The organism is Mycolicibacterium monacense (genome assembly GCF_010731575.1).
In the GTDB taxonomy this organism is placed as follows: Bacteria; Actinomycetota; Actinomycetes; order Mycobacteriales; family Mycobacteriaceae; genus Mycobacterium; species Mycobacterium monacense.
In genome coordinates this window covers 2,392,173-2,407,866 of the sequence record NZ_AP022617.1, presented here as the reverse complement: position 1 = coordinate 2,407,866, position 15,694 = coordinate 2,392,173, and the positions used below count along the sequence as shown (strand labels likewise).

15 protein-coding genes are annotated in these 15,694 nt (G+C 71.5%); 11 read left to right on the top strand and 4 right to left on the bottom strand.

Annotation, left to right across the window (positions count from 1 at the left end):
• Positions 1-12: 12 nt before the first annotated feature.
• Positions 13-588, bottom strand: coding sequence for a TetR family transcriptional regulator (locus tag G6N49_RS11420; protein ID WP_083045130.1), 576 nt, complete (start codon positions 586-588; stop codon positions 13-15).
• Between the two features lie 75 nt (positions 589-663).
• Between G6N49_RS11420 and G6N49_RS11415 the strand changes: the two genes are divergently transcribed.
• Positions 664-1,554 (top strand): SDR family oxidoreductase, encoded by an 891-nt coding sequence (locus G6N49_RS11415; RefSeq protein ID WP_083045131.1) that lies wholly within the window; start codon positions 664-666, stop codon positions 1,552-1,554.
• On the opposite strand, the gene G6N49_RS11410 is transcribed toward G6N49_RS11415, so the two are convergent.
• Positions 1,536-2,498, bottom strand: coding sequence for an alpha/beta hydrolase (locus tag G6N49_RS11410; RefSeq protein WP_179967747.1), 963 nt, complete (start codon positions 2,496-2,498; stop codon positions 1,536-1,538). The genes G6N49_RS11415 and G6N49_RS11410 overlap by 19 nt on opposite strands.
• On the opposite strand from G6N49_RS11410, the gene G6N49_RS11405 reads away from it, so the two are divergent.
• The 10 genes from G6N49_RS11405 (at position 2,461) to G6N49_RS11360 (ending at position 13,303) form a co-directional block, all read left to right on the top strand.
• On the top strand, positions 2,461-3,219 hold the full coding sequence (locus G6N49_RS11405) for a lysoplasmalogenase (RefSeq protein ID WP_083045132.1): 759 nt from the start codon (positions 2,461-2,463) through the stop codon (positions 3,217-3,219). The two genes, G6N49_RS11410 and G6N49_RS11405, sit on opposite strands and share 38 nt — an antisense overlap.
• A 39-nt stretch (positions 3,220-3,258) precedes the next feature.
• Positions 3,259-4,581: an acetamidase/formamidase family protein gene (locus G6N49_RS11400; RefSeq protein WP_234789265.1), complete on the top strand. Its 1,323-nt coding sequence runs from the start codon at positions 3,259-3,261 to the stop codon at positions 4,579-4,581.
• Positions 4,582-4,632: 51 nt separating this feature from the next.
• Complete coding sequence (locus tag G6N49_RS11395) at positions 4,633-6,630, top strand: primosomal protein N' (protein ID WP_083045133.1); 1,998 nt, start codon at positions 4,633-4,635, stop codon at positions 6,628-6,630.
• Between the two features lie 27 nt (positions 6,631-6,657).
• On the top strand, positions 6,658-8,478 hold the full coding sequence (locus tag G6N49_RS11390) for a DUF2207 domain-containing protein (protein WP_163647413.1): 1,821 nt from the start codon (positions 6,658-6,660) through the stop codon (positions 8,476-8,478).
• A complete protein-coding gene (locus tag G6N49_RS11385) occupies positions 8,472-9,008 on the top strand; it encodes a LemA family protein (protein WP_011559779.1) in 537 nt (178 codons plus the stop codon). Before G6N49_RS11390 ends, G6N49_RS11385 begins: the two co-directional genes overlap by 7 nt.
• A 19-nt stretch (positions 9,009-9,027) precedes the next feature.
• Entirely contained in the window at positions 9,028-9,954 is a 927-nt protein-coding gene (gene fmt / locus G6N49_RS11380) for a methionyl-tRNA formyltransferase (RefSeq protein ID WP_011559780.1), read from the top strand.
• Positions 9,951-11,318, top strand: coding sequence for an RsmB/NOP family class I SAM-dependent RNA methyltransferase (locus G6N49_RS11375; protein WP_011855552.1), 1,368 nt, complete (start codon positions 9,951-9,953; stop codon positions 11,316-11,318). Before fmt ends, G6N49_RS11375 begins: the two co-directional genes overlap by 4 nt.
• Positions 11,319-11,323: 5 nt before the next feature.
• On the top strand, positions 11,324-11,998 hold the full coding sequence (gene rpe / locus G6N49_RS11370; protein ID WP_083045626.1) for a ribulose-phosphate 3-epimerase: 675 nt from the start codon (positions 11,324-11,326) through the stop codon (positions 11,996-11,998).
• A complete protein-coding gene (ribD, locus tag G6N49_RS11365; protein WP_011559783.1) occupies positions 11,998-12,999 on the top strand; it encodes a bifunctional diaminohydroxyphosphoribosylaminopyrimidine deaminase/5-amino-6-(5-phosphoribosylamino)uracil reductase RibD in 1,002 nt (333 codons plus the stop codon). The genes rpe and ribD overlap by 1 nt, the downstream gene beginning before the upstream one ends.
• A gap of 151 nt (positions 13,000-13,150) precedes the next feature.
• Positions 13,151-13,303, top strand: a complete 153-nt coding sequence (locus tag G6N49_RS11360) for a hypothetical protein (RefSeq protein WP_163647412.1) — start codon at positions 13,151-13,153, stop codon at positions 13,301-13,303.
• 1 nt (position 13,304) lies between these two features.
• On the opposite strand, the gene G6N49_RS11355 is transcribed toward G6N49_RS11360, so the two are convergent.
• Entirely contained in the window at positions 13,305-14,972 is a 1,668-nt protein-coding gene (locus tag G6N49_RS11355) for an MFS transporter (protein ID WP_011855553.1), read from the bottom strand.
• Positions 14,972-15,682 carry an LppX_LprAFG lipoprotein gene (locus G6N49_RS11350; protein WP_011559785.1) on the bottom strand — a complete coding sequence of 237 codons (711 nt, stop codon included), beginning with the start codon at positions 15,680-15,682 and terminating at the stop codon, positions 14,972-14,974. The genes G6N49_RS11355 and G6N49_RS11350 overlap by 1 nt, the downstream gene beginning before the upstream one ends.
• Positions 15,683-15,694: the final 12 nt, after the last annotated feature.

Sequence of the window (15,694 nt, the reverse complement as noted above, 5' to 3'; positions counted from 1 at the left end):
CGGTCAAAGGGGTCACGTGGTGGTGGGTCGCGCGGTCATCGTGGCCAACTCGTCGAGCAACTCGCGAAGGTGCTGCGCCAGATCACGCTGATCGCCACCGGCGACCCAGCGCTCGAAGGCGATGCGGAAGACGGCGACGCCGGTCTCCGCGGCCAGCCGAGCGGTCGTTTCGGCGACGTCGCGGGCGCGCAGCGCATCTGTCAGCGCGGCGGCCAAGAGTGCCAGTTTCGACGATTCGCGCTCCTGGAGGGCCGGCGTGGCGGCGATGACGGCCTGACGCCGGCGGACGTCGTCGAGACGGCCGTCGAAGGTGGCCGCCACCGCGTTCAGCGCCGATGCGACAGCTTCGATCGGTGCGACGGAATCCGGCGCTGCGGCAACGGCTTTGACCATCAGATCGATCATTGCGGTCTGGCCGCCGAACAGCGCCTCGCGCTTGTCGGCGAAGTACCGGAAGAAGGTGCGTTCAGTCAGGCCGGCCCGGTCGGCGATGTCGGCGACCGTGGTCCCGTCGAAACCGCGTTCCGCGTACAACTCCAGGGCCGCCTGCTCGAGGCGCCCCCGGGCGTCGGGTTGCCAGCGGACCATGCCCAGATCCTAACGGGATGACAGTGACTGTCATCGGCGTTACTCTGATGACAGTCACTGACATCAGGAGGAATCATGCGGATTTTCGTCACCGGCGCTTCCGGTTTCATCGGCTCGGCCGTCGTCGCCGAGTTGATCGCGGCCGGTCACAGCGTCGTCGGGCTGGCGCGGTCGAGCGCGTCAGCCGACGCGATCGCGGCGGCCGGAGCAGAGGTGCACCGCGGTGACCTGACCGATCCCGACGGCATCCGAGCGGGGGCCGACGCCTGCGACGGCGTCATCCACCTGGCGTACCGCCACGACTTCGACGATTACGCGAACGCCGCGGAGCTCGACCGGCGCGCGATCCAGACGCTCGGCGCCGTGCTGGCCGGATCGGATCGGCCTCTCGTCGTGGCCTCCGGGATGGCCGGTCTCGCGAGTCCGACCGGGTTCATCACCGAACAGGTTGCGGCGGGCGCGGGTTCGATGCGCTTGTCGGAGGCGGCGGCGCTGCCGTGGGCCGACCACGGGGTCCGGGTCTCGATCCTGCGGCTGCCGCCCACCGTGCACGGGGAGGGCGATCACGGCTTCGTCGCCCACCTGATCGGCATCGCGCGTCGCCAGGGCGTGTCCGGTCATCCCGGCGACGGCACCAACCGGTGGCCTGCGGTGCACCGGCTGGACGCCGCAGCACTGTTCCGGCGTGCGGTGGAGGACGCACCCGCCGGCGCCGTCCTGCACGCGGTCGACGACGAGGGCGTGCCGGTCCGCGACATCGCCGAGATCATCGGCCGACACCTCGACGTGCCGGTCAGGTCGATTCCGGGGCCGTCGACGGCCGCTCACTTCGGGTGGATCGGTGCGCTGTTCGCTCTCGATGTGCCCGCCTCGAGCGATCTCACGCGACAGGCGTTCGCCTGGAAGCCGACGCACGTCGGGCTGATCGACGATCTCGAGCAGGGGCACTACTTCTCGGGACGCTGACCCGCCTCGGGGTGTAGCGCCGCCCGCAACGCCGCCAGCCCACGGTCGGTGGCCGCCGTCGCCGAGGGCACCACACCCGCGTAGCCGAGGTATCCGTGCACCAGCGTCTCCGCATTGTGCACTTCGACCGGAACGCCTGCGGCGGAGAGCAATTCGGCGTAGCGGATACCGTCGTCGCGCAGCGGGTCGTGCCCCGCGACCGCGATGTACGCCGGCGGCAGCCCGGTGAAGTCGTCCGCCAGGCCCGGCGCCAGCTCGTGCCCGGGATCGGTCAGTTCACCGGCATACCAGCGCGACAGCCCGTCCATCGCGGTGCGGTCCAGGATCGGTGCGCCGGCGTTCTCGGTCACCGACGGCAGCGACATGTCCCACATCGTCACCGGATACCACAGCAGCTGGAAGGCGATGGGCGGTCCGCCCCGCGTACGGGCGCGGTGGGTCATCACCGCCGACAGGTTCCCGCCGGCGGAATCGCCGGCCACTGCAAGGCGGTTCGTGTCCACCGACAGTTCGGCGCCGTGTCCGGCGACCCAGGTCAGCGCCGCCCACGCATCCTCGACCGCGGCCGGGTACGGATGTTCGGGCGCCAACCGGTAGTCCACGGCCACCACGACCGCGTCGGCGGCCACCGCGTGGTGCCGGCATTCACCGTCGTGGGTGTCGAGGTCTCCGGCGGCGAACCCGCCGCCGTGGAAGAACACCACCACCGGCGGTGACGACTCCGCGGTCGCGGGCCGGTACACGCGGATCGGGATGTCGCCCGCGGGCCCCGGGATCGTCCGGTCCTGCGCCTCGACCTCGGGATGGACCTCCCGCCGGGGCAGGTCACGCAGCTTGCGGCGAATCACCTCGGCGCCCTCGTCGACCGAGAACTGGAACGGCACCGCGTCCAGTACCTTTCTCAGAATGTCGTCGATCGGCGGTTTCTCGTCAGCCACAGACACGACCTCACCGTACGCACACCGGCGGACCGCCCTGTGGTGGGCCGCCGCGGCCGCCGTCGCGGCCGGCTACGGGGTGTTCCTGATCGTCACCGCGCTGCGGGTGCCGTCGGGCGCGGAACTGACCGGCCAGTTCGTCGCCCAGCCAGCGGTGAAGGCGTTGGCCGCGGTGCTGCTGGCGGTGGCCGCGGCCGGCCATCCGATCCGCCGGGAGCGCCGCTGGCTGGTGCCCGCGCTGGTGTTCTCCGCATGCGGTGACTTCCTGCTGGCGATCCCGTGGTGGGAGCCGTCGTTCGTGCTCGGCCTCGCGTCGTTCCTCGTCGCGCACCTGTGCTTCCTGGCCGCGCTGGTTCCGCTCGCCGCCCGGTCGGCGCCGCGGTCGGTGGCCGTCGCGCTCACCGTGATCGCGTGCGGTGCGCTGCTGGTGTGGTTCTGGCCGCGCCTGCTCGCCGACGGGATGGCCGTGCCCGTCACCGCCTACATCACCGTGCTCGGCGCCATGGTGTGCGCCGCGCTGCTGGCCGATCTGCCCACCCCGTGGACGGCGCTCGGTGCGGTCTGCTTCGCGGTGTCGGACGCGATGATCGGGATCGGCAAGTTCGTGCTCGCGCCCGAAGACACGGAGGCGCTCGCGGTGCCGATCTGGTGGGCCTACGCGGCGTCGCTGTTGCTGATCACCGCTGGCTTCTTCTTCGGTCGCACGGTAAACCGGCCGGAAACGTGAGCTAACCGGACCGAAACGTAGCGTGGCTAACGTCGCGCCATGAGCGGAACACACGGGTTCGGGCGCAGGGGATTCCTTCAGACGGCGGTGGTCGGTGTCGGGGCCACCGCGGTGGCCGCGGCATGCGCCAGGGACACCTCGTCGGCCACGACCGCCGACCCCCCGTACGCGTCGATCCCGGTGCTGCAGCCCGGTCAGGGTGACCGCAGCGGCGACCACTACCTGTCGTCGCTGCCCGACCAGGTGCTGTGGGGTTACGTCCCGACCGTGCACGCCACGCCGGTGCTGCGGATGCGGTCCGGGCAGACCGTCACCATCGACGCCCTTTCGCACGAGGGCATCCTCGAAGACCAGGGCCGCAACCCGGTCGAGTACTTCGGCGGGCTCGGTGTCAGCGAGGCCGATGTCCTCGATGACGCGAAAGCCATTGCCGCCGAGTACAACCGGACACCCCGCAACTTCGCCAAGGACGGCCCGCACGTGGTGACGGGCCCGATCTTCGTCGAGGGCGCCGAACCCGGCGACGTGCTGAAGATCGAGACACTCGAGACGATCCCGCGGGTGCCCTACGGCGTGGTGTCGAGCCGGCACGGGAAGGGGGCGCTCGGGATGACCGCCGACAAGGCGGCGCCCGCGGGAATCTCGCTGGCCGAGGTGATGCCGCCGACGGACACCGACGGCCGATCCGATCCCGACCCCACCAAATGGGGTGACGTCTCGGTGTTCACCCCCGTCGAAGAGGGCCGCGGGGTGATGCCGGTCGGGGCGGGCGGGTCGGTGCGCTTCCCGCTCAACCCGTTCATGGGCATGTTGGGCGTCGCGTTCGCCCGAGACGAGAGCCTCAACGCCCCCAACGCCAACTCGATCCCGCCGACCCTCGGCGGCGGCAACATCGACATCAAGCTGCTCGGCGCCGGATCGACGTTCTACCTGCCGGTGTTCGCCCCGGGTGCGCTGTTCTACGTGGGGGATCCGCACATGGCGATGGGTGACGGTGAGGTGGCGCTGACGGCGATGGAGGGCTCGCTGCGGGGCACATTCCGGCTCACGGTGTGCAAACCCGGCTCCGGGGACGCGCCGAGCGTGGCCTACCGCTACCCGTTCGCCGAGACCGAACAGGCCTGGATTCCGATCGGGCTGTCCGACCCGGACGGCGCCGTCGGCGGGCAGGGCAGCGATCTGGACGTCGCGATGCGCCGCGCCGTGGTCAACGCCCTGGACTATCTCGAACGCGACCGCGGGATGGACCGCGCCACCGCCTACGCGTACCTGTCGGCGGCGAGCGACTTCACCATCTCCCAGGTCGTCGACCGCACCGTCGGCGTGCACGGGCAGATCTACAAGGAGCACTTCGGGTCCTGATCCGCGCGGCCCTCGCACCGGCGTGTCCGGGCCGTCTGCTAGAGGTGTCGGGTGACGAAAACCCGGCAGCCGGCCGAACACGAGCCGATCGCGCGTGTGCTGCCGATGCTGTCGGTGCCCCATCTCGACCGGGAATTCGACTATCTGGTGCCCGCCGAGTGCTCCGACGACGCCCAGCCCGGTGTGCGGGTGCGGGTGCGTTTCCACGGCCGCCTGGTCGACGCGTTCCTGCTCGAGCGGCGTTCGGAGACCGACCACCCCGGGCAGCTGGGCTGGCTGGACCGGGTGGTCTCGCCGCAACAGGTGCTGACCCCGGACGTGCGCCGGCTCGTCGACGCGGTCGCCGCCCGCTATGCCGGCACCCGCCCCGACGTGCTGCGCCTGGCGGTACCGCCGCGGCACGCCGGCGCCGAGAAGAAACCGGCCGCCGAGCTGCCCGCGGTCGACGTCCCCGCGATCGACCTCACGGCCTGGCGGGCCTATCCGCGCGCCGAACAGTTCCTCGGCGCGGTGGGTGAGGGGCGCGCCGCCCGTGCGGTGTGGCAGGCGCTTCCCGGTGAGCGGTGGGCGACCCGGCTGGCGGAGGCGGCGGCGCTCACCGTGGGCAGCGGCCGCGGCGTGCTGGCGATCGTGCCGGATCAGCGTGACGTCGACGCCCTGCACGCCGCCGCGGTCACGCTGCTCGCCGACGAGCGGGTGGTCGCGCTTTCGGCCGGACTCGGCCCGTCGCAGCGGTACCAACGCTGGCTGTCGGTGCTGCGCGGCGGTGCCCGGTTCGTGATCGGCACGCGCAGTGCGGTGTTCGCCCCGGTCTGCGACCTCGGGCTGGTGATGGTCTGGGACGACGGTGACGACAGCCTGGCCGAACCGCGCGCACCGTATCCGCACGCACGCGAGGTGGCCATGCTGCGCGCGCACCAGTTGCGCTGCGCGGCCCTCATCGGCGGCCACTCCCGCACCGCGGAGTCCCAGGCGCTGGTCCGCAGCAGGTGGGCCCACGACCTCGTCGCCCCGCGCCCGGTGGTGCGGGCGGCGGCACCGCGGGTGATCGCACTGGAGGACAGCGGATTCGAGCAGGAGCGCGATCCGGCCGCGCACACCGCACGTCTGCCGTCGGTGGCGCTGCGCACCGCCCGCGCCGCCCTTCAGGCGGGCCGACCCGTGCTGGTGCAGGTACCCCGTCGCGGTTACCTGCCCGCGCTGGCCTGCGCGCGGTGTCGCGCCATCGCCCGGTGCAGGCACTGCACCGGCCCGCTGTCGCTGCTCGAGCGCGGCGGTGCGGCGATGTGCCGGTGGTGCGGCCGCGAGGAACTCGGATTGCGTTGTGGCCGTTGTGGATCGGATTCGATGCGGGCGGTGGCGGTGGGCGCTCGACGCACCGCCGAGGAGCTCGGCCGGGCGTTCGCGGGTACACCGGTGGTCACCTCCAGCGGTGAGGCGATGGTGGGCACCGTCGCCGACGAACCCGCGCTGGTGGTCGCCACCCCGGGCGCCGAACCCGAACCCGCGGCCGGATATGGCGCCGCGCTGCTGCTCGACGGCTGGGCACTGCTCGGGCGGCAGGATCTGCGCGCGGCCGAGGACACCCTGCGCCGGTGGATGGCGGCCGCGGCGCTGGTGCGCTCACGCGCGGACGGCGGCGTGGTCACCGTGGTCGCCGAGTCGGCGATCCCGACGGTGCAGGCGCTGATCCGCTGGGACCCGGTGGGACACGCGGAATCCGAACTGGACTCGAGATCCGAGGTGGGGCTGCCACCCGCGGTGCACATCGCCGCCGTCGACGGCGACTTCGCGGCGGTGACGGCGTTGCTCGAGACCGCGGACCTGCCCGACGACGCCGAGACCCTGGGCCCGGTCGATCTGCCCGTCGGCGCCCGGCGGCCGCCCGGCACATCGCCGGACGCCGCGGTGAGCCGGATGCTGGTGCGCGTGCCCCGCGATCGCGGGCTGGCGTTGGCGGCCGCCCTCCGGCGGGGGACCGGCGTGTTGAGTGCCCGTCACGACACCGAGCCGGCGCGTGTGCAGATCGACCCGTTGCACATAGGGTGAGGCGAACCGACCGGACAGGAGAACGGTATGCGGCGGCTGCTCGCGTGGTCGATCACCTTGTTGCTCATCGCCGCCGGGCTGCTGTGGCCGCTGCTGTTCGACGGCGGCGGATCCGGTGGCGGCACCGTCGACGACCCCATGGTGATCCGGGACTACCGGGCCGACTTCGTCGTCGCCGACGACGGTGAACTGACCGCGGTCGAGACCATCACCGGCGAGTTCCCCGCCGACAGGCACGGCATCTTCCGTTACTGGGATGTGGTCAACCCCAACAGCCCCCGGATCCGCCAGCGCCCCGTCGTCGAGTCGGTCACCCGCGACGGCGCCCCGGAACCCTACGAGATGCTGTGGGAGAGCGGCGAACGGTTCCGCGTCGCCAAGATCGGCTCGGCCGAGGTCACGCTCAGCCCGGGTGACCACGTCTTCGAAATGCGTTACCGCATCCCGGGTGTGCTCGATCCGGGGGACACCGGCGCCGACCGCCGCTTCGCCACCACCACCGGGGACCCGAACGCGCCGTCGACGTTCTTCTGGAACGTCATCGCACCGTCGTGGAACAACCGGATCGACCGCGCGGAGATCAGCGTGACCCTGCCCGCCGACGTCACCGGCGTCCAGTGCAGCGTGGGTTACGGCGTCGGGCGGGCGTGCGACCTGACCACGACCGGTCGCACGGTGCGCATCGAGGCGCGCGATCTGCCGCCCCGCACCCCGGTCACCGTCCGCACCGGCGTCGACGCCGACCCACCCCCGCGCGACGAACTGCCCTGGTCGCACCGCTGGGACCGGATCCTCGGCGGTTCGGTCGACGGTCTGACCTGGATGCTCGGGCTCAGCGCCCTCGCCGCACTCGGCGGATACGTGTGGACCAGGTCGGCCGTCGAACGCCCGCCGGCGTTCCCGCTGCAGTACGCCCCGCCGCCCGGAATCGGTCCGGTCCAGGCCGAGTACATCCGCACGGAGAAGGTGCCCCGCCACGGGCTGACGGCCACGCTGTTCCACCTCGCCGAACAGGACCTCGTCACGCTGGTCCAGGTCAACTCCAAACAGTGGGAGGTCCGCGGGACCGCGGGCAAGAGCCGCTGGGCCGATGTCGACCCGGTCGGCGTCGCGGTGGGCTCGGCGCTGAAGGTCATCGGCACAGGCACCGAGTTCGAGGCCAAACACACCGCCAGAGCGGGGGAGAAGCTGAGCAAGGCCCGCACCGATATGGCTGCCGCCGTGAAGGACTGGGCGCTCGACGACGGTGTGATGGTCAAACGCGGCCGGGAGGGCTGGCTGCAGACAGCCAACATCCTGGCCGCGGTCCTCGCGGTGTGCGGCTTCTTCGGCTGGGGTTTCGCGACCACCATGGCGGGTCTGCCGTTCGCGATGTTCTTCGTCGTGACCATCCCGGCGTGGTTCGGCGGCCTCGGAACCCGTCGCACCCCCGAGGGCCGCCAATTGTGGTCGCAGGTGGGCGGTTTCCACCGGATGCTGTGCACCGACTCCGCCGAGGCGCGGTTCGATTTCGCCGCCCGCAAGGACCTCTACACCGCGTACCTGCCGTTCGCCGTGGCCGCGGGTGTCGCCGCGCTGTGGGCCAAGAAATACGAGATGGTGATGGGAGTGCCCGCCCCACAACCGGAGTGGTACCACAGCTCGACGCCGTCGGGTTCGAGTTTCACCGGCGGCTCCGACGGCGGCGGCGGGTTCGAGAGTTTCGAATCGGCGCTGTCGTCGTCGATCAACGCCTACACGGCATCGCAGGCGGCCTCGTCGTCGTCGAGCAGCAGTAGCAGCAGCGGGAGCAGCTTCTCCGGCGGTGGCGGGGGCGGCGGCGGAGGAGGAGGCGGCGGTTCATGGTGAGCTTCGTGTTGGTGCTCGTGCTGGTGCTGGCGGTGCTCGCGCTGGCCGGATTCGTGATGGGCTACAACAAACTCCGGGCGGCCGACGTCCGGGTCGCCGAGGCGCTGGCCGGGATCGACGTCGAGTTGACGCGCCGGGCGTCGCTCATCCCGAGCCTCGTGCACACCGTGCAGACCTTCGCCGCGCACGAGAAGACGATCCTCGACCACGTCAGCACCGCGCGGGCGGCCGTGGCGTCCGCGACGGCGGGGCGGTCGGTGGCGCAGCGCAGCGCCGCGGAGAGGGAACTCGACACCGCCGTCGGCCAGGTGCTCGCGCTGGGGCAGGCGTACCCGAAGCTCAACTCGTCGGCCAACTTCCTCGATCTGCAACGCAACCTCGCCGATACGGAGAACAAGTTGGCCTTCGCGCGGCAGTACTACAACGACGCGGTCGCCACGCTCAACCGGCTCACCACCACCATCCCGTGGATGTTCGTCGCGGGCCCGGCCGGGGTGTCCGAGCGTGAGTACTACCAGACCCCGCGCTGAGCCCTCCTAGACTGTCTCGGTGCGTCTCGTCTTCGCCGGCACCCCCGAGCCCGCCCTGCCCTCGCTGCAGCGGTTGATCGCATCGCCCCGCCACGAGGTGGTGGCCGTGCTGACCCGCCCCGATGCGGCGGCGGGCCGCCGCGGTAGGCCGACCCCCTCGCCGGTCGCGCGGCTCGCACTCGACCACGACATCCCGGTGCTTCGACCGCCGAAGCCCAACTCCGAGGAGTTCGTCGCCGAACTGCGCGAGTTGGCGCCGGACTGCTGCGCCGTGGTCGCCTACGGCGCGCTGCTGTCGGAGCGACTGCTCGCCGTGCCGCCGCACGGCTGGATCAACCTGCACTTCTCGCTGCTGCCGGCCTGGCGCGGGGCCGCGCCGGTACAGGCCGCGATCGCCGCCGGGGACGCGGTGACCGGCGCCACCACCTTCCTCATCGAACCGGCACTGGACTCCGGCCCCGTCTACGGCGTGGTCACCGAGACGATCCGCGCGAACGACACCGCCGGTGAACTCCTCACCCGCCTCGCCGAATCCGGTGCGCACCTGCTGGAGAGCACCCTCGACGGCATCGCCGACGGCCGCCTGCAGGCGGTGCCGCAACCCGCCGACGGCGTCACCGTCGCCCCCAAGATCACCGTGGACGAGGCCCGCGTCCGGTGGGATCTGCCCGCCCACGTCGTGGACCGCCGGATCCGCGCCGTCACCCCGAATCCGGGCGCCTGGACGGTCATCGGCGACGCGCGCGTGAAGCTGGGACCGGTCGCCCCCGAGTCCGCCGAACCCCTCGCCCCGGGTGCCATCCGCGTGCTCAAGAACGCGGTGCACGTCGGCACCGCGACGGAACCGGTGCGGTTGGGCACCGTCCAGCCGCCGGGCAAGAAACCCATGAACGCCGCCGACTGGGCGCGCGGCGCCCGCCTCGACGCGTCGGTGTCGGCGCAATGACCCGCCCGCCGCACCGTCCGCAGCGCAACCGCCGCAAACCGCTGGACCCGGCCCGCCGCGTCGCGTTCGACGTGCTGCGCGCGGTATCCGAACGCGACGCGTATGCCAACCTCGCGCTGCCCGCGCTGCTCAACGAGCGCGGCCTCGACGGGCGCGACGCCGCGTTCGCCACCGAACTCACCTACGGCACCTGCCGCAGCCGCGGTCTGCTCGACGCGGTCATCGAGGCCGCCGCGGGGCGGCCGGTGGACCGGATCGACCCCGTCCTGCTCGACCTCCTGCGGCTCGGCACCTATCAGCTGCTGCGCACGCGGGTGGAACCGCACGCCGCGGTGTCGACCACCGTCGAACAGGCCGGTATCGAATTCGACACGGCGCGAGCGGGTTTCGTCAACGGGGTGCTGCGCAAGATCGCCGGCCGCGACGAGCAGTCCTGGGTCGCCGAGCTCGCACCGCCCGCCGACACCGACCCGGTCGGCCACATCGCGTTCACCCATGCGCATCCGCGGTGGGTCGCACAGGCTTTCACCGATGCGCTCGGCGCCCGCGCCGGTGAGCTGGACGCACTGCTCGCCAGCGACGACGCCCGCCCGCTGGTGCACCTCGCCGCCAGGCCCGGGGTGCTGAGCGCCGAGGAACTCGCGGCGGCCGTCGGCGGCGAGGTGGGTCGCTATTCGCCCTACGCGGTGTACCTGCCCGGCGGGGACCCGGGCCGCCTCGACCCGGTCCGCGACGGAAGTGCGCTGGTGCAGGACGAGGGCAGCCAGCTGGTGGCGCGTGCGCTCACCCTGGCCCCCGTCGACGACGACCGTGGCCGGTGGCTCGACCTGTGCGCCGGGCCGGGCGGGAAGACCGCGATGCTGGCGGCGCTGGCCCCCGGCCCGCTCACCGCGGTGGAACCGGCACCGCGCCGCGCCGAGATGGTGGAGGAGAACACCCGCGGCCTCGACGTCACGGTGCTGCGGGTCGACGGCCGCGACCCCGGCCTGGAACCCGGTTTCGACCGGGTGCTCGTCGACGCACCGTGCACCGGCCTCGGCGCACTGCGGCGGCGGCCGGAGGCGCGGTGGCGCAGGCAACCCGGCGACGTGCCGGGGCTGGCCCGCCTGCAGCGTGAACTGCTGGCCTCGGCGATCCGGCTCACCCGTCCCGGCGGCGTGGTGCTCTACGCGACGTGTTCACCGCACCTGGCCGAGACCGTCGGCGTGGTCGCCGACGCGGTCCGCAGACAGCCGGTCACCGCACTGGACACCCGGGCGCTGTTCGACCCCGTCGACGACCTCGGCGACGGCCCCTACGTCCAGCTCTGGCCCCACCGTCACGGGACGGACGCGATGTTCGCCGCAGCGCTGCAAGTAATCTGATCCGCATGGCGCACCCCCTCATCGCACCGTCGATCCTGTCCGCCGACTTCGCCCGGCTCGCGGACGAGACCGCCGCGGTCACCGGCGCCGACTGGCTGCACGTCGACGTCATGGACAACCACTTCGTCCCGAACCTGACCCTCGGGCTGCCGGTGGTGGAGTCCCTGCTGAATGTGACCGACATCCCGATGGACTGCCACCTGATGATCGAGAACCCCGAGCGGTGGGCGCCGCCGTACGCCGAGGCTGGGGCGCACAACGTCACGTTCCACGCCGAGGCCACCGACAATCCGATCGCGGTCGCCCGCGACATCCGCGCCGCCGGCGCGAAGGCCGGGCTCGCGGTGAAACCGGGCACCCCGATCGATCCCTACCTGGAGATCCTGCGGGAGTTCGACACCCTGCTGGTCATGTCGGTCGAACCCGGTTTCGGCGGGCAGAAATTCATCCCCGAGGTGCTCCCGAAGGTGGGCATCGTGCGGCGCCTGGTCGACTCCGGTGAGCTGACCGTGCTGGTCGAGATCGACGGCGGCATCAACGAAGACACCATCGCCGCCGCCGCGGAGGCCGGGGTCGACTGTTTCGTCGCCGGATCCGCCGTGTACAGCGCGCAGGACCCGGCCGCGGCGGTGCGTTCGCTGCGCGAGCAGGCCGGCGCCGCGTCCAAACATCTGTCCTGATGACTCCCGAGGCCGCGATGGCGCTGGCCGTCGAACAGGCCGACCGCGTCAAGGGCGGCACGTATCCGAATCCGCCTGTCGGCGCGGTCATCCTGGACGCCGACGGTGAGGTCGCCGGGGTGGGTGCGACCCAGCCGCCAGGTGGCCCGCACGCCGAGGTGATGGCGTTGCGGCGCGCCGGACGGAAGGCGGCCGGCGGCACCGCGGTGGTGACGCTGGAGCCCTGCAACCATCACGGCCGGACCCCACCGTGCGTGGATGCCCTTCTGGCAGCGGAGGTTTCGGCCGTCGTGTACGCGGTGCCCGATCCGAATCCGGTGGCGGCCGGGGGAGCGGCCCGGCTCGGTGAATCCGGTGTCACCGTGACCGCCGGGGTGCTCGGCGATGCCGTCGCCGGCGGGGTGCTGCGGGAGTGGCTGCACAAACAGCGCACCGGTAAACCCCACGTGACCTGGAAGTTCGCCACGAGCGTGGACGGCCGCAGCGCCGCCGCCGACGGCAGCAGCCAGTGGATCACCAGCGAGGCGGCCAGGACCGACGTGCACCGCCGCAGGGCGGTCGCGGATGCGATCGTCGTCGGCACCGGCACGGTGCTCGTCGACGATCCGGTGCTGACCGCGCGGCTGCCCGACGGCAGCCTGGCCGAACGCCAACCCCTGCGGGTGGTGGTCGGCAAGCGCGAGATCTCCTCGGATTCGCGTGTGCTGAACGATGATTCGCGCACCATGGTGATCCGCACCCGTGACCCGCAGGAGGTGCTGCGGGCGCTGTCCGATCGCACCGACGTCATCCTCGAGGGCGGGCCGACACTGGCGGGGGCGTTCCTGCGGGCCGGGGCGATCGACCGGATCGTGGCCTACGTCGCGCCGATCCTGCTCGGCGGGCCGGTCACCGCCGTCGACGACGTCGGCGTGCTGAGCATCGCCCACGCCCAGCGGTGGCGCTTCGACGGGATCACCCCGATCGGGCCCGACGTCCTGCTCTCACTGGTGCCCGGCTGAGCCCAGCCCGACCGTCGGGCAAACTCACAGTGAACAGCCGACATGCCCCCAACTGGGGAAAGCCAATTCGGTGGCGTCTCTCGGTACACTTGTACCAAAGCGCTTTCACCGACGATGTGCGCGCGATGAGCACGAACAAAGGACGTCACGCGTGACTGCACTACAGGAATGGTTCAGCATCCCGGCCGCCGCACCCCGCGCCGTGGGGTCGTTCGTCTGGGGTCCGCTGCGCGGCGTGCTCCCCGGCCGTCCCGACGCCCGGGAGGGCCACCGCCTGCTCCGGCCCGGTATCGAGCGCTGCTGACTCAGACTTCGTCGCGGTGCCTGCCCGGTGTCTGCCGCGGTAGGCGCGTGGTCTGATCGGCGTCTCCCGAGGCGCCTGCCACGTTGATGAACTGGGTGGGCGCATCGTCCCCGTGATCGGCACCCACGGGCACCGGGGACTCGTCCGCATGCTCGTTCCTGCCGCTGATCAGCAGCCCGAGCAGTGCGCCGACCACACAGATGATCGTGGTGACGATGAAGATGTCGCCGTACTGCAGCACGTACGCCGCGCGGTAGCGGTCCGCCTCGGCGGCCAACCGCTCGGCCAGCGTGTCGGCCCCGGGCGGGAACGGCAGCGTCTGCAGGTGCTGGTTGAGCCGGTACAGCCCCCACGCGGACAGCGCCGCCAGCCCGATCAGCATGCCGATCATCCGGGACACCACCACCGCGGCCGACGCGATGCCGTGCTGTGCGGCGGGCACCACCCGCAGCGACGCCGACGTCAGCGGACCGATCACCAGGCCGAGGCCGATCCCGGCGATCACCAGGTCGGTGTCGAGGACCGGCAGGGTGACGAACCCGAGATCGTGACGGGCCGAGAGCAGGTCGACCGGCCACTTCGAGATCAACAGGTATCCGCCCGCGGCGATCATCAGGCCGGCGAACGCCACCAGCCGGTCACCGATGCGGCTGGCCAGCCAGCCACCGAGCAGCGCTCCGATCGGCAGGGCGATCAGGAACCGAAGCAGGAGCAGGACGGCCTCCGTCTGATCCTTGCCGAGCACGCCCTGGCCGAAGAGTTCGACGTTGACCAGCGTGACCATCAGCGCCGCACCCGCGCAGAGCGACGCGCCCAACGCCGCCAGGAACGGCCGGAAGTGCACACCGGCCGGTTCGATCAGACGGGTGCGGGCGAATCGCTCCCACACGAAGAAGGCCACGAACGCGGCGACGGCGCCGATCAGCGTCGGCGGGCCGTAGTCGGGCAGGATCTGTTTGCCGTCGGGGGCCGGGTTGTACAGGCCGATCACCGACAGGCCGAGCGCAATCGCCAGCAGGACGCCGCCGACCACGTCGACCTTCTCCGGTCGCTCCGGTTTGAGACGGGCAGGCAGGCTGAAGTGGATCAGCACCATCGCGATCGCCGCGAGCGGCACGTTGATCCAGAACACGTCACGCCAGGTGCTCAGCGCGGCCACCACGGCGATTCCGTAGAGCGGGCCCAGCACGCTGCCCAGTTCCTGCGCCGCGCCGATCCCGCCGAGCACCGAGGCGCGGTTGCGGGTCGCCCACAGGTCGGCGGCCAGTGCCAGGGTGACCGGCAGCAGTGCGCCGCTGGCCACACCCTGGATGAAGCGGCCGATCACCATGGGTGTCAGGTCATTCGACAACGCCGTGACCACCGACCCGATCGCGAAGCCGGCCAGGCTGAGCTGCAGCACCAGCTTGCGTCCGAACCGGTCGGACGCCCGGCCCAGCAGCGGCATCGCGGCGATGTAGCCGAGCAGGTACCCGGTGATGATCGGCGTGACGCGTTGGATCTGGTTTATCGCGATCCCGATGTCGAACATGATGTCGCGGATGATCGCGATGACGACATAGGTGTCGAGCGCGCCGAGCAGGACCGCGAGACTGCCCGCGCTGATCGCGATCCGACGGCTTCGGCTGTTCGCCGGTGCGATGGCCGGCCCGACCTCGGTGGGCTGCATCACACCGCCGGCTTTGTGACGGTGACCTGCTTACCCCAGTCCGACAGCGTCATCGTGACGCTGTTGCCCGCGCTGGGCTCCAACTTGACCTGCGCCAGGTTGTGGCTGCCCTCTTCTTCGATCCAGGCCACCGCGGGCACCGGGCCGGTCGCGCCGATCTGGGGGGCGATCGCGTTGACGGCCTCGGCGCTGACCGTGCCGGTCACCCGCACGGTGTCCACACCGCTGACGGTCTCGCGGCCCTCGGACTTCGGATCGCTGAAGTTGGAGAGCACGTTGGCCAGGCCCTTGTCGGGACTGAGGATGGCCGCGACGTCGTAGATGTCGACGGCGGGGCCGAAGTCCTGGAAGCTGCCCGCGCTGATGGCCCCGTAGAGGTTGCCGTCGGCGACGACGAACTCGACGCCGTCGAGGCGCTGGCCGAGGAAGACGATGTTCGCCTTACCCGAGGCGGCCACCGCCGGGGTGTTGGTCAGATCGCCTTCCAGCGATTCGATCGGCAACTCCTCGATCGTGCCCTGCACCGTCAGGTTCAGGTGCACGCTCTGGAGGTCACGGGTGGTCTGAGTGGAGTCCTGGAGCAACGTCGCTGCATCCGGAAGTGGTTTGTCGGCGTCCTCCGACGACGAGGAGCAACCCGCGACGAACATCGCGGCGGCGAGGAGGACGGCGATCAGGGCCTGGGCGGCATGGCGAGGGCTCGTCGGCATGACTGCATCGTA